The organism is Xanthobacter variabilis (genome assembly GCF_043831965.2).
Classification (GTDB): domain Bacteria; phylum Pseudomonadota; class Alphaproteobacteria; order Rhizobiales; family Xanthobacteraceae; genus Xanthobacter.
Genome location: NZ_CM195533.1, coordinates 1,737,428 through 1,751,966, shown reverse-complemented (window position 1 = coordinate 1,751,966; position 14,539 = coordinate 1,737,428). Strand labels below are relative to the sequence as shown.

General features: G+C 70.1%; 13 protein-coding genes. 9 read left to right on the top strand and 4 right to left on the bottom strand.

Annotation, left to right across the window (positions count from 1 at the left end; translation table 11 throughout):
• The first annotated feature begins 11 nt into the window (after positions 1-11).
• The 7 genes from V5F26_RS07650 (at position 12) to V5F26_RS07620 (ending at position 6,039) form a co-directional block, all read left to right on the top strand.
• Positions 12-518, top strand: coding sequence for a prepilin-type N-terminal cleavage/methylation domain-containing protein (locus V5F26_RS07650; protein ID WP_394055015.1), 507 nt, complete (start codon positions 12-14; stop codon positions 516-518).
• A gap of 220 nt (positions 519-738) precedes the next feature.
• Entirely contained in the window at positions 739-1,188 is a 450-nt protein-coding gene (locus tag V5F26_RS07645; RefSeq protein WP_394055017.1) for a PulJ/GspJ family protein, read from the top strand.
• Between the two features lie 922 nt (positions 1,189-2,110).
• A complete protein-coding gene (locus V5F26_RS07640; RefSeq protein WP_394947067.1) occupies positions 2,111-2,803 on the top strand; it encodes a type II secretion system protein GspJ in 693 nt (230 codons plus the stop codon).
• A complete protein-coding gene (locus V5F26_RS07635; protein ID WP_394947066.1) occupies positions 2,800-3,684 on the top strand; it encodes a type II secretion system minor pseudopilin in 885 nt (294 codons plus the stop codon). The genes V5F26_RS07640 and V5F26_RS07635 overlap by 4 nt, the downstream gene beginning before the upstream one ends.
• Positions 3,681-4,763 carry a PilN domain-containing protein gene (locus V5F26_RS07630; protein ID WP_394947065.1) on the top strand — a complete coding sequence of 361 codons (1,083 nt, stop codon included), beginning with the start codon at positions 3,681-3,683 and terminating at the stop codon, positions 4,761-4,763. The genes V5F26_RS07635 and V5F26_RS07630 overlap by 4 nt, the downstream gene beginning before the upstream one ends.
• Entirely contained in the window at positions 4,760-5,347 is a 588-nt protein-coding gene (gene gspM, locus V5F26_RS07625) for a type II secretion system protein GspM (protein ID WP_394947064.1), read from the top strand. The genes V5F26_RS07630 and gspM overlap by 4 nt, the downstream gene beginning before the upstream one ends.
• Positions 5,344-6,039 (top strand): hypothetical protein, encoded by a 696-nt coding sequence (locus tag V5F26_RS07620; RefSeq protein WP_394947063.1) that lies wholly within the window; start codon positions 5,344-5,346, stop codon positions 6,037-6,039. Before gspM ends, V5F26_RS07620 begins: the two co-directional genes overlap by 4 nt.
• Before the next feature lie 24 nt (positions 6,040-6,063).
• Here the strand turns inward: V5F26_RS07620 and V5F26_RS07615 are convergent, their stop codons facing one another.
• A complete protein-coding gene (locus V5F26_RS07615) occupies positions 6,064-7,047 on the bottom strand; it encodes an LLM class flavin-dependent oxidoreductase (protein WP_394947062.1) in 984 nt (327 codons plus the stop codon).
• A gap of 245 nt (positions 7,048-7,292) precedes the next feature.
• Here V5F26_RS07615 and V5F26_RS07610 point away from each other — a divergent pair, with 245 nt between their 5' ends.
• The gene (locus V5F26_RS07610; protein WP_234051544.1) at positions 7,293-7,982 is read left to right on the top strand and encodes a fumarylacetoacetate hydrolase family protein; all 690 of its coding nucleotides are present in this window, start codon (positions 7,293-7,295) and stop codon (positions 7,980-7,982) included.
• A 72-nt stretch (positions 7,983-8,054) separates the two neighbouring features.
• Here V5F26_RS07610 and V5F26_RS07605 read toward each other — a convergent pair whose 3' ends face one another.
• From V5F26_RS07605 to V5F26_RS07595, 3 genes are all read right to left on the bottom strand, one after another.
• Positions 8,055-8,756, bottom strand: a complete 702-nt coding sequence (locus V5F26_RS07605; RefSeq protein ID WP_394947061.1) for an adenosylcobinamide amidohydrolase — start codon at positions 8,754-8,756, stop codon at positions 8,055-8,057.
• Positions 8,757-9,086: 330 nt separating this feature from the next.
• Positions 9,087-9,647: a glutathione peroxidase gene (locus V5F26_RS07600; protein WP_394055032.1), complete on the bottom strand. Its 561-nt coding sequence runs from the start codon at positions 9,645-9,647 to the stop codon at positions 9,087-9,089.
• A 252-nt stretch (positions 9,648-9,899) separates the two neighbouring features.
• Positions 9,900-11,879 carry a sigma-54-dependent Fis family transcriptional regulator gene (locus V5F26_RS07595; RefSeq protein ID WP_394947060.1) on the bottom strand — a complete coding sequence of 660 codons (1,980 nt, stop codon included), beginning with the start codon at positions 11,877-11,879 and terminating at the stop codon, positions 9,900-9,902.
• 432 nt (positions 11,880-12,311) lie between these two features.
• Between V5F26_RS07595 and V5F26_RS07590 the strand changes: the two genes are divergently transcribed.
• Positions 12,312-14,465 (top strand): hydantoinase/oxoprolinase family protein, encoded by a 2,154-nt coding sequence (locus V5F26_RS07590; RefSeq protein ID WP_234051547.1) that lies wholly within the window; start codon positions 12,312-12,314, stop codon positions 14,463-14,465.
• Positions 14,466-14,539 lie beyond the last annotated feature (74 nt).

Here is a 14,539-nt window from a genome sequence, read left to right as displayed (position 1 = left end):
GGCGACCGCCGGTGGACGCGCGCCGCACAGGCCCCCGCGAAGCGGCGGGACCAGACCCGGAGAGGCAAGCGGGCGAGGCCGGCTTCACCCTGCTGGAGGTGGTGTGCGCGCTCATCATCGTGGCGGCCCTGGCCGCGCTCGCTCTGCCGCGCATTCCCCTTGGAACCTCGCGTCCGCGGCTGGAGGCCCTGGCGGTGGAAGCAGCTGCGGTGCTGAAGGCCGATCGCTCCGCCGCCATGCGCCAGGGCCGCCGCGTTGCGACCCTGGTGGACGCCCCGGATGGCCGCCTGCGCTCCGGTTCCACCGGCCGCCTGCTGCGCCTGCCCACCGATGTGCATATTGAGGCGCTTCTGCCCCGCCGGTGCGGCGGGCAGGAGGTTCAGGCGCGGATCGAGTTCTTTCCCAGCGGCATGTCCTGCGGCGGCGTGGTCACGCTGTCCCGCGGCGGCACCAGCTTCGAGGTCCGCGTGAACTGGTTGACGGGAGGGGTGGAGATTGTCCCGCGCCACGCCTCCTGACAGGCCCGCAGACGCCCGACGTGCCCCCCCGTCGGCGCCGCGCATGCGCGCGGACCCCGCCACGCCCGGGCCATGCACCCCCGCCAGCCGCGCGCCCACCGGGCCCGGCCATGCGATCACGCCCGCCCTACACCCCCCGAGTGCGGCAGCGGGTGGGCCAGGAGCCTGGAACGCGTGTGGGAGCCAGCCTTTGTCTCGACCGGAAGCGAAGGGTCCGGCCATGGCCGCACGCGACGGCGGGCAGGCGGGCTTCACCCTGGTGGAAGTGCTGGTGGCGCTGGCGGTCACGGCGGCAGTGATCACCGCCATCGGCCTGCTGATGGGGAGCAACGCCCGCGCCACCCGGGCACTGGAGCGCCGCGCCGCCCTGATGGCCGCCGCCCAGGCGGTGGAAGCGGGCATTCCCCCTCGCGCCCGGCTCCGTGACGGGCGCATCGAAGGCGCCGTGGCGGGTCACGCCTGGCACATGGATGTGAGCCCGATGGATGTGGGCGCGATCCCCGACGACGCATCCTGGCTGCCGCGCCATGTGCGCATCCGCGTCACCGGCCCCGGCGGCGACGCCGTCGAGATCGAAACCGTGCGCCTCGTGCCCACCGGCGCCGCGGATACGGCGGAGGGGGATGCCGCCGACGACGCCACACCGAGCCCGGCGGATGGCGCGCAATGACCCCTCCCACGCACCAACCCGCCGGCTTCACCCTGTTGGCAAGGCGCATCGCCCCGGTGCGCGCTGCGTCGGTGATATCGGGCCTGCCCCCCCTGCCGGCACGGTGGCTACCCATCGGGAAACAAGACGACGGCGGAAGGGGAGACCAACGACGCGCCCAGCGCACCGGATGGCGCGCGATGATCGGTCCCGCCCACCGTCCCGCCGGCTTTACCCCGGTGGCACGGCGCGTCGCGACAGTGCGCGTCGCGTCGGTGATATCGGGCCTGCCCGCCCTGCCGGCACGGTGGCTACCCATTGGGAAACGAGGCTGCCGCAGGCGCCGCCACGCCCAGGACAGCGGATGGCGCACAAGGACTGGTCCTGCGCGCCAGCCCACCGGCGGCACCCCAATGGAAAGGCGCGTCGCGCCGGTGCCCGCCGTGCGGATGATAGCGCGGGTGATATCAGGCCTGTCCGTCCCGGCGGCGCGCTGGCTGCTCATCGGGGAACAAGGCGACGGCGGAAAGATTGGCCGACGACGCCCAACCCACCACGCCGAATGGCGCTCAATGATCGGTCCCCCGCACCAGCCCGTCGGCCCCACCCCAGTCAAAATGCGCGTTGCCCTGGTGCGTGCCGCGGGGCCGGTATCGGAGCTGTTCACCCTAACTGCGGGGCGGCTGCCCAACTGGAAACCACGCGACGGCGGAGGCAGCGGCGGACGACGCCACGCCCGCCGCACCGGATGGCGCTCTATGATCAGCCGCTCCCTCCGGCCCGCCAGCTTCGCTGCGGTGGAACGGCGCCTCGCCACGGTGCGCGCCGCGCGGGCGGAGTCGGGCCACTCCCTCCTAACGGCGCAGGGGCTGCCCAACTGGAAACAGGGCGACGGCGGAGACATCGATGGATGCCGCCACGCCGCCGCAATGGGTGGTGCGCGATGACCCGTCCCGCGCACCACTCTGCCGGCTTCACCCTGGTGGAAATGCTGGTTGCCCTGGTGCTCGCGGCGCTGGTGGTGTCGGGCCTGTCCGTTCTGACGGCGCAATGGCTGCCCAATTGGAAGCGCGGCATCGAGCGGGTGGAGAATGCGGAGCGGGTTGCCCTCGCCTTGCGCCGCATCTCCGCCGACATCGGCGCGGCCACCTTCGTGCCCGCCACGACGGAACGCCCGCGCCCGCTGTTCGCGGGTCGCCCCTCCGCTGTCACCTTTGTGCGCACGGCGCTGGGCCCCAATGCACGGCCGGGCCTCGAAATCGTCCGCCTCGCGGCCGAGGGCGGCGGGCTGGCGCGCAGCACCGCGCCCTACGTGCCCCGCGCCGCCGGCGATGCCGCGCCACGGTTCGGCGCGCCCGTTCAGCTGTTGCGGGCGCCCTACCAGATCGACTTTTCCTATTCCGGGGAGGACGGATTGTGGCGCGGCTCCTGGTCCGATGTCGACCAGCTGCCGCGCGCCGTGCGCATCGTGGTGCGCGATGGGCGCACGGGCCGGCCGCTGAACGTGTCCACCGTCGCGGAACTGCATGTGGAAGCGCCGGCCTCCTGCCTCAGCAGCGCCATGCTGCCGATCTGCAACGGCTCCGGCACCTCGGACTTCGGCCCGGCCCCACCGGCGGAGGGACAGGCGCCGTGACACGCCCTGCCCGCATCCTTCGAGCGCACGGACAGGATGGCTTCATCCTCGTCGCCGTCCTCTGGATTCTGGTGGCCCTCGCCACCTTTGCCGGCGCCTATGCGGCCTATGTCTCCGCCACCGCGCGCAACGCGTCGGCGCTGCAGGAGGAGGCCGCCGCCCGCCCCCTGGCGCGCGCGGCGCTGGAGCTCACCGCCTTCCGGCTGCTGGCCCAGCCGGCGACCGCGCGGCCGGCGAGCGGCAGCTTCACCTTTCGCATGGGCAAGGCGCGGGTCGCCGTGAGCTATGTGGAGGAAACCGCGCGCATCGACCTCAATGTCGCCCCGCTGGAGCTGTTGGCCGGCCTGTTCACCGCCCTCGGCGCCGACCCAAAGGCCGCCGAGGCTGATGCGCGCCACGTCGTCGCGTGGCGATCGAGCGACCCGGAGGAATCCCCCCCGTCGGAAGCCGCCCTCTATCGCGAAGCCCAGCTCGGCTATGAACCGCGCGGCGCGCCTTTCGTGCATGTGGACGAGCTGTGGCTGATCCCTGGCCTGCCGGCGGAGCTGGTGGCGGCGGCGCTGCCCCACGTCACCGTTTTCAGCGGCCAGGCGCAGGTGAACGCCGCCATCGCCGGCCCGGTGGCGCAGGCCGCCGCCGACATCGCCCGGGCCGGGGACAAGACGGACGAACCGCCGCAAGACCCCGGCCGCTCCGACGCTGTCAGGGTGACAATCCACGCGGATTTCGATAGCGGACGACAGCGGACCATCGAAGCGGTGATCCTGCTCCGCGTGGCCGGCGACGTGCCCTATCGCGTGCTGGCCTGGGACGAGGACGCGCCGGGGCCTGCACACGGGCGCTTGTCGGCGGAGCCTGGGGGATTGGAGAGCGGGCAATGACCCTCACGGGGCTGATGGATCTGTTCTCCGCCTGGCTCGACACGGTCGCCGGTTTCGTGGCGGAGCTGCTGGCGCGGGCCCGCCACCGCGAGGCTCTGCGGCTGACCGAGGCGGCGGGGGGCGTGTTCCAGCTCGCCCTGTCCAACGGCGCCACCATGGCCGTGCGCCTCGACGGCCCGGATGGACCCGATGTGCCCCAGGCCATCGCGGCGCGGCTGAAGGACCAGCCGGTGGAACTCCGCCTCGACGGGCGGCGTCTGCTGGCGCGCCCCCTGGAGCTGCCCAAGGGGGCCGAGCCCTACCTGCCCGGCATCGTGCGGGCGCAGATCGACCGCCTCACCCCCTGGACGGCCGAGGAGGCGCTCTATGGCTGGACCGCGCCACAGGAGGCCCCCGGCGAGCGCATTCGCCTGACGGTGGCGGCGACGCCGCGCGGCGCCATCGCGCCCCTCCTCTCGCAGCTGCGGGGGCTGGCGGTGGGCCCCATCTCCATCGTCGCATCCCTGGAGGAGGCGACCGGCCCCACGCCCGTGCGCTTGCTGGAGCAGCACGACGGCGCGCCCTTCGAGGCGGGGCGCATCCGCAAGGTACTGATGGGGCTGCTGGCGGGCACGGCGCTGCTGGCCGCCGCCACGCTGGTCATCTCCGATTTCGTCGTGCGCAGCCTGAATGAGGAGCTGGCCGGCATCGAGCAGAGCACCGCCGCCACGCGGCGCCTGCTGCTGGCCGCGCGTGACGGGCTGGGGGCCGATGGCCCGGCCCTGCGTGCCCTCGAACGGCGCAAGCGCGAGGCGCCCATCACAACCCTCACCCTGGAGGACCTGTCGCGCGTGCTGCCGGACGACACCTACGTCACCGACCTGCAGATCAGCGAGGACCGGGCGCGCATTGCCGGGGTCTCCGCCGCGCCGGCCGGGCTGGTGCGGCTCCTGGAGCAATCCGGCCACTTCACGGGCGCGACCTTCGTCGCCCCCACCACACCCCTGCCCCACGGCCATGGCGAACGCTTCGACATCGAAGCCCGCATCGTGCCCCACAGCGCCCCGCCCGACGCCAGCAAAGCGGGAGCCGCCCCATGAAGGTGGAGGGGACCAACGCCACGACGCACAAGGGCGCGGCCAACGGGCGCGCGCTGGCCCTGCGTCCGCTGCTCGCCAGCCTGGCCTATGTCGGGCTCGTGCTGCTTCTGCTGCTGGCCACCGCCGAGGCGCTGCTGGACCTGACAGACCGCCGCGCTGCCGTCGACGAAGCGGGCGAAACGCTGGCCCAGCTGCAGGCCCGCCGCACGCCCCTGGGCGCGCCCGGAACCGGGCAGGCGAACGGCTCCCCTTTCCTGGACGGCCCCACCGTGACCATCGCCGGAGCCGGCCTGATGCAGCGCCTGTCCCGCGCCGTGGCGGACGCGGGCGGGCAGATCACCTCATCCCAGGTGGAGCTGCGCGACACGCCGTTTGGTCCGGACTTCATCGCCGTCGAGGCCAGCCTCTCCATTGCCCAGGCCGACCTGCAAAAGCTGCTCTACGATCTTGAATCGGGCCTGCCGTTCCTGTTTGTCGGCCAGCTGGCGGTGCACCCGCAGGGCCAGCGCGCCGCGAGCGAGGACGCCCCCCAGCGCCTGCTGGTGACGCTGACCGTCTATGGCCAATGGCGGGGGACACCATGAGAAGGCTGCGATGGCTCGCGGGGCGCCTGCCCGCGGCGATGCTCCTTGCCTCCGCCATGGCGTGCCCGGCACTGGCGAACGACACGGGGGCGCCGGCACGCGTCGACCTCGGCTTGCCCGCGCGACCCGGCGTGGCGCCTGGCGCGCCGACCGGCAACCCACTCTGGTCCATTCCCCTGTCCACCCTCTCAGCCACGCGCGAGCGGCCCATTTTCTCCCCCTCCCGGCGCCCCCCGCCGGACGCGCAGGCCAGCGAGCCGCCGCCCGAGGAGCCGGAAGTGCCGAGCAGCGAAAGCGCGCCCGAGGGGCCACCCGACCTGCATCTGGTGGGCACGGTCACGGGGCCGGACCAGGGCTTCGCGCTCTTCCAGGAGGCGCAATCGGACCACGTTTTCCGCCTTCGCACCGGGGAGCAGCATGAAGGCTGGACCCTTCAGTCCGTGCAGGCGCGCGGCGTCACGCTGAGCAAGGATGGGGTCGATGCCACCCTCACCCTTCCCGAGCGGGAAGAGGGTGCGACCCTGCATGACGGGGAACCCGCCACCGACAGCCCCTCCGAGCCCGCGGACGCCGAGGAGCCCCCGGCCCCGAACGAAGCCGAGGAGCCGCCCGCCCCCGATGCACCGGAAGAGCCCGCGCCCGCGGACCCGGAGGCCAACCCCGAGGACGGGGCGCCGTCTCCCGAGAACTGAGAGAACGATCTTAGGGACGATGCCTCAGGCGGCGCTGCGCCAGTTGGGGCGGATGACCTTCGCGAACAGTTCGATATCGGCCCGGCGCTTGGCGAAATCCGGACACAGGGGCTTCAGCAGCACTGTGCGAGGGGCGAGATCGGTCGCGAAGGCGGCCAGCTTGGCCTCGACATCATCCACCGTGCCCACCAGGGAATCGGCAATCATCCGGTCGAGGGCGAACCAGGGCGTCCAGTTCGGCTGGGCCTGCTGGGTGGTGGCCTGCATGCGTTCCACGAACGGCCGCAGGAAGGCCTGCGCTTCCGCCACCGCCTGCTCGCGGGTGGCGGCCACATGGTAGAAGCGGATGAGGGTGAAGCGGGGGTCCGCCGCGGGCGCGGCCTGCCGGTAGATGCGCAGACTCTCGCGCGCGCCGTCCAGGGGAAAGGGCGGCGCCGCCATCACGCCGTAGCCGCGCGCGGCGGCCAGCTCCAGCGCCTCGCCGGTCGCGGTGGCGAAGAAGGTGGGGATGGGGGATTGCACCGGCCGGGGCACCAGCTCCACCCCGTCGAGATCGAAGAAATCACCCTTGAAGGTCACGGACGGCTCATAAAGCAGCTTCTCGATGACGGTGAGCGCCTCCAGCGTCTTGGCGCGGGAGGTCTCCTTCGCGGTGTGGAAATGCTTGTTCTGCACCGGAAACGGCCCGCCCTTCGCCACTCCGAGATTGAGCCGCCCGCCGGAGAGGATGTCCACCGCGGCCACGTCCTCCGCCACCGAAATGGGTTCGCGGAACGGCAGCAGCACGGCGGCGGAACCGAGCCGGATGCGGCTCGTCTGCCCGGCCAGATAGGCCAGGAGCGCAAGGCAGGAAGGGCTGGCCGCGCCGGGGTTGAAATGGTGCTCGGCGACCCACGCCTCCTCGAAACCCAGATCCTCCACCAGGCGCACCAGCTCGGTCTGCTCGGCATAAGCGGACACATAGTCGTGCCGCGGATTTTCATAGGTGCAGAAAAGGCCGAACTGCATGGCGGGCTCCAGACGCGAAAAAGGCGGCGCGGCACCGGGAGGAAACCGGCCGCCGCGCCGTAGGCCGTGTGCACATCGCGGGGCAAATGCCCGCATGCTATATCTATATGAATATAGCGCGGGAGTCATTGTCCCGCATGGTCGCAGCCCCCGCGTGTGAAATGGCGCGCACGGGGCCGGGATGTCTTTTCTCCGGCTGCCGAACACCCTAATCAGGAGCGATCCTGCTTTGCCCGGAGCTTGCGATGACCGAATACGTCTTCCCCCCGCTGCCCATCCCCACCTTGCCGGTGGTGGGCGAGAGCACCGTCTTCCCGGTTCACCGCATCTATTGCGTCGGGCGCAACTATGCCGACCACGCCATCGAGATGGGCCACGACCCCAATAAGGAGCCGCCCTTCTTCTTCCAGAAGAACCCGGACACGCTGGTGCCCAACGGCGCCACCGCCGCCTATCCCAAGGGCACAGAGGACCTGCACCACGAAATCGAGCTGGTGGTGGCGCTGAAGTCCGGCGGCAGCGACATTCCCGCCAGCTCGGCGCTCGACCACGTGTATGGCTATGCGGTCGGCCTCGACCTCACCCGCCGGGATATCCAGGCCGAACTGAAGAAGATGGGCCGCTCCTGGGAGCCGGCCAAGGCGTTCGAGGATGCCGCCCCGTGCTCGGCCCTGGTGCCGGCGAGCCGCATCGGCCATCCCGCGAGCGGCCGCATCTTCCTCAATGTGAACGGCGCGCTGAAGCAGCAGGGCGACCTCAACCAGATGATCTGGAAGGTGCCGGAAGTGATCGCCACCCTCTCCACCTTGTTCCGCCTCGCCCCCGGCGATCTCATCTTCACCGGCACGCCGGCGGGCGTAGGCCACATTTCCCGTGGGGATCATCTGGAAGGCGGTGTTGAGGGCGTCGGCACGCTGGATGTCCGCTTCGCCTGACGCGAGGCCATGAGGGCACGCGCGTCACAGGCTACGGTCCGGAACCGGGGCCTGTGACGCGGCTCAGCCCCTTCAGGTCACGAACCGGCCCGGATCCGCGAGCCAGGTGGCGACAGCCTCCCGGGTAGCGACCAAGGCCGCCGCGCCCACGGCCTCGCCCACCGCCGTGTGCAGGCCAGCATAGGGCAGGCCCTCGCCGCTGGCGGGGGCGCTCATCACCACGCAGTCGGTGCCGGTGCCGGAAACCGGCTCTGCGGCGCCCTCGCGGCGGAAATCGGCCTCCAGAATGGCACGCGTGCGCGCCTGCACCACGATGGAGGAGGCCTCCAGCAAAGCCGCATCGCTCAGGGGCACGTCCACCGCCGCCAGCATGTTCACCGTGCCGGCGGACAGATGCGCGGCCGCCTCGGGCGAGAAGCGCGCGCCCACACGCTCCCCATTGTTGAGCCCCAGCGTGACGAGGCAGGCGGCCGTCACCCCCTCCACCGTGCACTGCGCCCCGTGGTGGTGATCCACATTGCGCGACGTCAGCAGCCCCACCGCCTCGCCGAGGCCGGCGGCGTCGAGCCGGCCCCTGAACCAGGAGAGCACGTCGAGATCGGCAGTGAGATCGCGGTTGCGCACCTCCAGCCACGCCACCGTCCGCGCGGTCACGAAACCCGGCCGGGTGATGGACCACGACACCATGCGCTGAGGCGTCGCGAAGCGCGCCACCAGCAACGGCCGCGCCGGCTCCACGACAAACAGGGGCGGATGGGCGGCCATCATGCGCATGGGCGCCCTCCGCGCGTCGCATCAAACGCGGCGAGGTGGACGGCCGATGGAAGGCTATGGGAGCGGTAAGAAATCACGGGAATGGCGCGACCGTTGGAGGGGCGCGCACCATGCACAGGCCGCGCGCGCCTGTCTACCGACGCGCGAACCGGCGGGAAGTACCGCGGTCGGTGGCCCAAATGGCGCACGCACACCCGCTCGCCCCCCGCGCAGCTCAGGGCCTCGCGAGCCCAAGGCCTCGTCCAGCACCTTTGGCGAGGTGGGGTAGCACGCTGTGGGCAGGTTCGGACCGCACCCGCACGCTCGCGCGCACCCGCCCTGCTCAGGGCGTCACGAAGCCAAGGCGGCGTCCAGCGCCTTGGCGAGGCGGGGGTCATCCGGCGTGACATCGGGGGAGAAGCGCGCCACCACGGCGCCGTCCCGCCCCACCACGAACTTCTCGAAATTCCACAGCACATCCGCCCCGGAATCGCGCGTCAGGCCGCGCTTGGCGAGCCGCTCGCGCATGCCGGCGGCGCCCTCGGCCTCCGGCTGGGCCGCCTCCAGCGCCGTGTAGAGCGGGTGCCGCTCCGCGCCCAGCACCGAGATTTTCGCGAACATGGGGAAGGAAACACCGTAATTCAGGCTGCAGAAGGAGGCGATCTCCGCTTCCGTGCCCGGCTCCTGGGCGCCGAAATCATTGGCGGGAAAGCCCAAGATCTCCAGCCCCTCCCCATGGCGGGCGTCATAGAGCTTCTGCAGGCCTTCATATTGCGCGGTCAGGCCGCATTTGGACGCCACGTTCACGATCAGCAGCACCTTGCCGCGATAGGCCCCAAGGGTGGCGGGCGTGCCGTCGATGCGCTTCAGCGGAATGTCGTAAAGCGAAGAAGGGGAGAGTTCCTGCGACACGAGCCGCCTCCTGAATGCTGGCCATGCTGTGGCGCGGAGCCTAGAGCATTTCCGGGTGTCACGGAATCGAGGAAACGTTCTAAATCATTGGGTTCAGGCATTCCTTCACGCGGGGCGGGTTGCCACTTCGCTCAAAGGCGTTCAAGCCCAGTGGCGTTTTTGCGAAAATCGAGACAGTTCGCGGCTGAGAACGCGTAGCCGCTTTCCCCGCGCAAGGCATTGGGCCGGCGGAAAAGCGCCCACTCGCGTGCCTCACTGCCGTCGCTCGCGCGGGGCGCTGTCCCGCTCCCAGGCGGCGAGGCGCAGATAAAGGGTGGAGCGGGCGATGCCGAGGCTCTTGGCCGCCTTTGAGAGATTGCCGCCGCTCGCCTCCACCGCCGCCAGGATGGCCGAGCGCTCCAGTGACTTGAGATCGTTGCCTTCATCCACGGGCATGGCGCCCGGGCCGCGAATGTCCGCCGGCAGGTCGTCCAGCTCGATGGGGCGGGCAGGGTCGGTCATGGCCACCAGCATGTCAGCCACGTTGCGCAGTTCGCGCACATTGCCGGGCCAGGCGTGGGCCTTGAGAGCGTCGCGCACCGGGCCGGAAAAGCGGGGCGTGGGGCGCCCGGCGGCAAGGGCGGAGCGGCGGGCGTAATGCTCCATCAGCAACAGGATATCATCACCCCGCTCCCGCAGCGGCGGAATGGCGAGTCGCAGCGCTGCGATGCGGTAATAGAGATCGCGCCGGAAGCGCCCGGCCGACACCTCCGCCGAAAGGTCGCGATTGGTCATGGAGACGAGCCGCAGCTCGACCCGCCGCGCCGCGTGCCCGCCCACGCGATACACAACGCCGTCCTCCAGCACCCGCAGCAGATAGGATTGCAGCTCCAGCGGCATCTCGCCGATCTCGTCGAGGCAGAGCAGCCCGCCATTGGCCGCCTCCACCTTGCCGGCGCGCCCGCCGGCATCGGCGCCGGTGAAGGCCCCCTTCTCGTAGCCGAACAGCTCGCTGGCGATGAGATCGCGCGGGAGCCCGCCGCAATTGACCGGAACGAACGGCCCGCACGGCAGCCGCGCCCCGTGGATGGCGCGGGCGAAGACTTCCTTGCCCACGCCCGTCTCGCCTTCCAGCAGCACCGGAACGCCGCTTTCCGCCATGCGCCGCGCCTTCTCACGGGCGGCGATGAGGGCGGGGCTCTCGCCGATGATGTCCTCGAAGCCCGTGGGCGCCTCCGGCGAAGCCAGATGGGGCGCTTCCCGCCCGCTGGTGCGCAGGCGCCGGGGGGCGTGCAGCACCACCACGCCGCCGATCTCCTCCCCCTCCTCGCGCACGATTTCCAGGCTGGCGCCGGGCAGAAGCTCACCCATGCGCTGCACCCATTCGCTGGGGTCGCTCTCGCGCACCGGCATCAGGCGGCCGCCGGCCAGCACCGTGTCGTTGCGGCGCACCAGCTCCTTCAGCGCCCGGTCGGTGGAGAAGATGAGCGCGCCGGTGCGGCTGAAGGCAATCACCTCCTCGCTCAGCCACAAGGAGCGCTTGTTGAGGAAGTGGCGCAGCACCAGGTCCTGCTCCAGCGCGATGCGCCGGGCCAGAACCGCCTCGATCTGGTGGGCGAGGGCCACCGCGTGGGCGAGGTTCTGCGGGTTGAAGGTGTCGGTGGAGCCGGAAATATCCACCGCGCCCAGCACATTATTCTCGGTGGGGTGGCGCACCGGTGCGGCAGCGCAGGTCCAGCGCTGCACCGCCGCGCAGAAATGCTCGTCGCCGTGGATCTGCACCGGCTTGCCGGCGGCGAGCGCGGTGCCGATGGCGTTGGTGCCGATTTCCGCCTCCTGCCACACCCCGCCCCGCTGGAGCTTCACTGCAAGGCCGGTATCCACCGCGCGGGCATCGCCCTCGGTCTCCAATATGGTGCCAGAGGGGTCGGTGAGGATGAGCATGGAATGGGCGTCGGCGAGCAACGCGCGGGCCTCGTCCATAGCGGGGCGGCCGGCATGGACAAGGCGCAGATTCTGCTGGCGCCGGCGATGCAGCTCGGCCTCGCTCACCAGGGGCGCCTCGGCCCGGCTGGCGGCGATGCGGTGCGCGCGCGAACGCTGCCAGGAGGCGATCACCGCCGGCCGCACGGCGGGCGAGGCCACCCCTTCCTGATGAAAACTCTCCCAGGCCCGCTTCAGCTCCTGCGCCGTCGGCGTGGAGGACGCGCACGAAACGCCGGACGTCGTAATGGCGATGGTGCTGACTGTCACCGGCAATGCCCTCCCGGCCTCGGGCGCGCGGGTCCCGGCGCGGCACCTTGAGCCGTTGGCCGTCAGCGAGGGCGTTTCCCGAGCCTCAGCTCCGCCCTTGAGACGGCGGTTTCTCCCTTCACCGTCGAATTCTGTCCGCCCGGCTTGCGCCGCGCGTCGATCGACTTTGGTCGAAGGATAGGCCCAGGAGCGGCGGGAACACAAGTCCACTCGGACCTGTTCGCAAGTGCTTCCTGTCCGATCGCTGATGTTCGGACGACAGATGTCCGAGTTTCGGACAGTTCAGAAATGGAAATGAGGCTGACCTGCCATGTCAAACCATTGAAAAAGGGACAATTGCCCGCAGCTGGCACGGCTGGCATGTCTTTCGCGAGGCCTTCCCCCGTGAACCGGCCCTCGAACGAGGCCGGCCTGATACAGGGAGGACACCTCGTGAACGTGCCCGTTGGAAACCTGCGTAACGTCCAGGTGCTCGGCATCGATGCCGGCGGCACCATGACGGATACGTTCTTCGTGGATGCGAGCGGCGACTTCGTCGTCGGCAAGGCCCAGTCCACGCCCCAGAACGAATCCATCGGCCTCATCGCCTCGTCCGAGGACGGCCTCGCCAATTGGGGCATGTCGCTGCACGATGCCCTCGCCCAGCTCCAGACCGGCGTCTATTCCGGCACCGCCATGCTCAATCGCGTGGTGCAGCGCAAGGGGCTGAAATGCGGCCTCATCGTCAATGGCGGCATGGAGGACTTCCACCGCATGGGCCGCGCGGTGCAGAGCCATCTCGGCTATGCCTATGAGGACCGCATCCACCTCAACACCCACCGCTTCGACCCGCCGCTGGTTCCCCGCCAGCTCACCCGCGGCGTGACCGAGCGCACGGACATGATGGGGACCGAGGTGATCCCCCTGCGCGAGGACACCGCCCGCAAGGCGGCCCGCGAGCTGATCGCCAACGATGTGGAAGGCATCGTCATCTCGCTGCTCCACTCCTACAAGAACCCGAAGAATGAGCGCCGCGTGCGCGACATCGTCATCGAGGAAGTGGCCAAGAGCGGCAAGTCGATCCCAGTCTTCGCCTCGGCCGATTACTATCCGGTGCGCAAGGAAACCCACCGCACCAACACCACCATCCTGGAAGGCTACGCCGCCGAACCCTCGCGCCAGACGCTGAACAAGATCTCCAGCGCCTTCAAGGAGCGCGGCACCAAGTTTGACTTCCGCGTGATGGCGACCCATGGCGGCACCATCTCCTGGAAGGCGAAGGAGCTGGCGCGCACCATCGTGTCCGGCCCCATCGGCGGGGTGATCGGCGCCAAGTATCTGGGCGAGGTGCTGGGCTACAAGAACATTGCCTGCTCGGACATCGGCGGCACCTCGTTCGACGTGGCGCTCATCACCCAGGGCGAGATGACCATCAAGAACGATCCGGACATGGCCCGGCTGGTGCTCTCTTTGCCGTTGGTGGCCATGGATTCGGTGGGCGCGGGCGCGGGCTCCTTCATCCGGCTCGATCCCTACACCAAGGCCATCAAGCTCGGCCCGGATTCCGCCGGCTACCGGGTGGGCGTGTGCTGGAAGGATTCGGGCATCGAGACGGTGTCCATCTCCGATTGCCACGTGGTGCTCGGCTATCTCAACCCGGACAACTTCCTGGGCGGCGCCGTGAAACTCGACCGCCAGCGCGCGGTGGATGCCATCAAGGTGCAGATCGCCGATCCGCTGGGCCTCTCCGTTGAGGATGCGGCCGCCGGCGTCATCGAGCTGCTGGACAGTGATCTTCGCGATTACCTGCGCTCCATGATCTCGGGCAAGGGTTACTCGCCCGCGAGCTTCGTGTGCTTCTCCTATGGCGGCGCGGGCCCCGTGCATACCTATGGCTATACGGAGGGCCTGGGCTTCGAGGACGTGATCGTGCCCGCCTGGGCGGCCGGCTTCTCGGCCTTCGGCTGCGCGGCGGCGGATTTCGAGTATCGCTACGACAAGTCCCTCGACATCAACATGCCGCCGGACGCACCCGAGGCCGACAAGGTGAAGGCCGCGCAGACGCTGCAGGCGGCGTGGGAGGAGCTGACCCACAACGTGCTGGAAGAGTTCAAGCTGAACGGCTACTCGCCCGACCAGGTGAAGCTGCAGCCCGGCTACCGCATGCAGTATCGCGGGCAGCTCAACGACCTGGAGATCGAGAGCCCCATTCCCAGCGCCAGCACCGCCGCCGACTGGGATGCCGCCACCGAAGCCTTCAACGCCACCTATGGCCGCGTCTATGCCGCCTCCGCCCGCTCTCCGGAGCTGGGCTATTCGGTGACCGGCGCCATCATGCGCGGCACGGTGCCCATCCCCAAGCCCCGCATTCCCAAGGAGCCTGAGGAAGGCGAGACCCCGCCAGAGCAAGCAAAGGTGGGCACCCGCAAGTTTTATCGCAAGAAGAAGTGGGTGGATGCGCAGCTCTACAAGATGGAAGCCCTGCGCCCGGGCAACCGCGTCACCGGCCCCGCCATCATCGAATCCGATGCCACCACCTTCGTGGTGCCCGACGGCTTCGAGACCTGGCTCGACGGCCACCGCCTGTTCCACCTCAAGGAGGTGTGAGGCCAAGCCAATGTGAGGGCACGGCGCGTCGCGGTCAGCCAGCCGCGGCGCGCGCGAAAAGACCCGTCGATGGA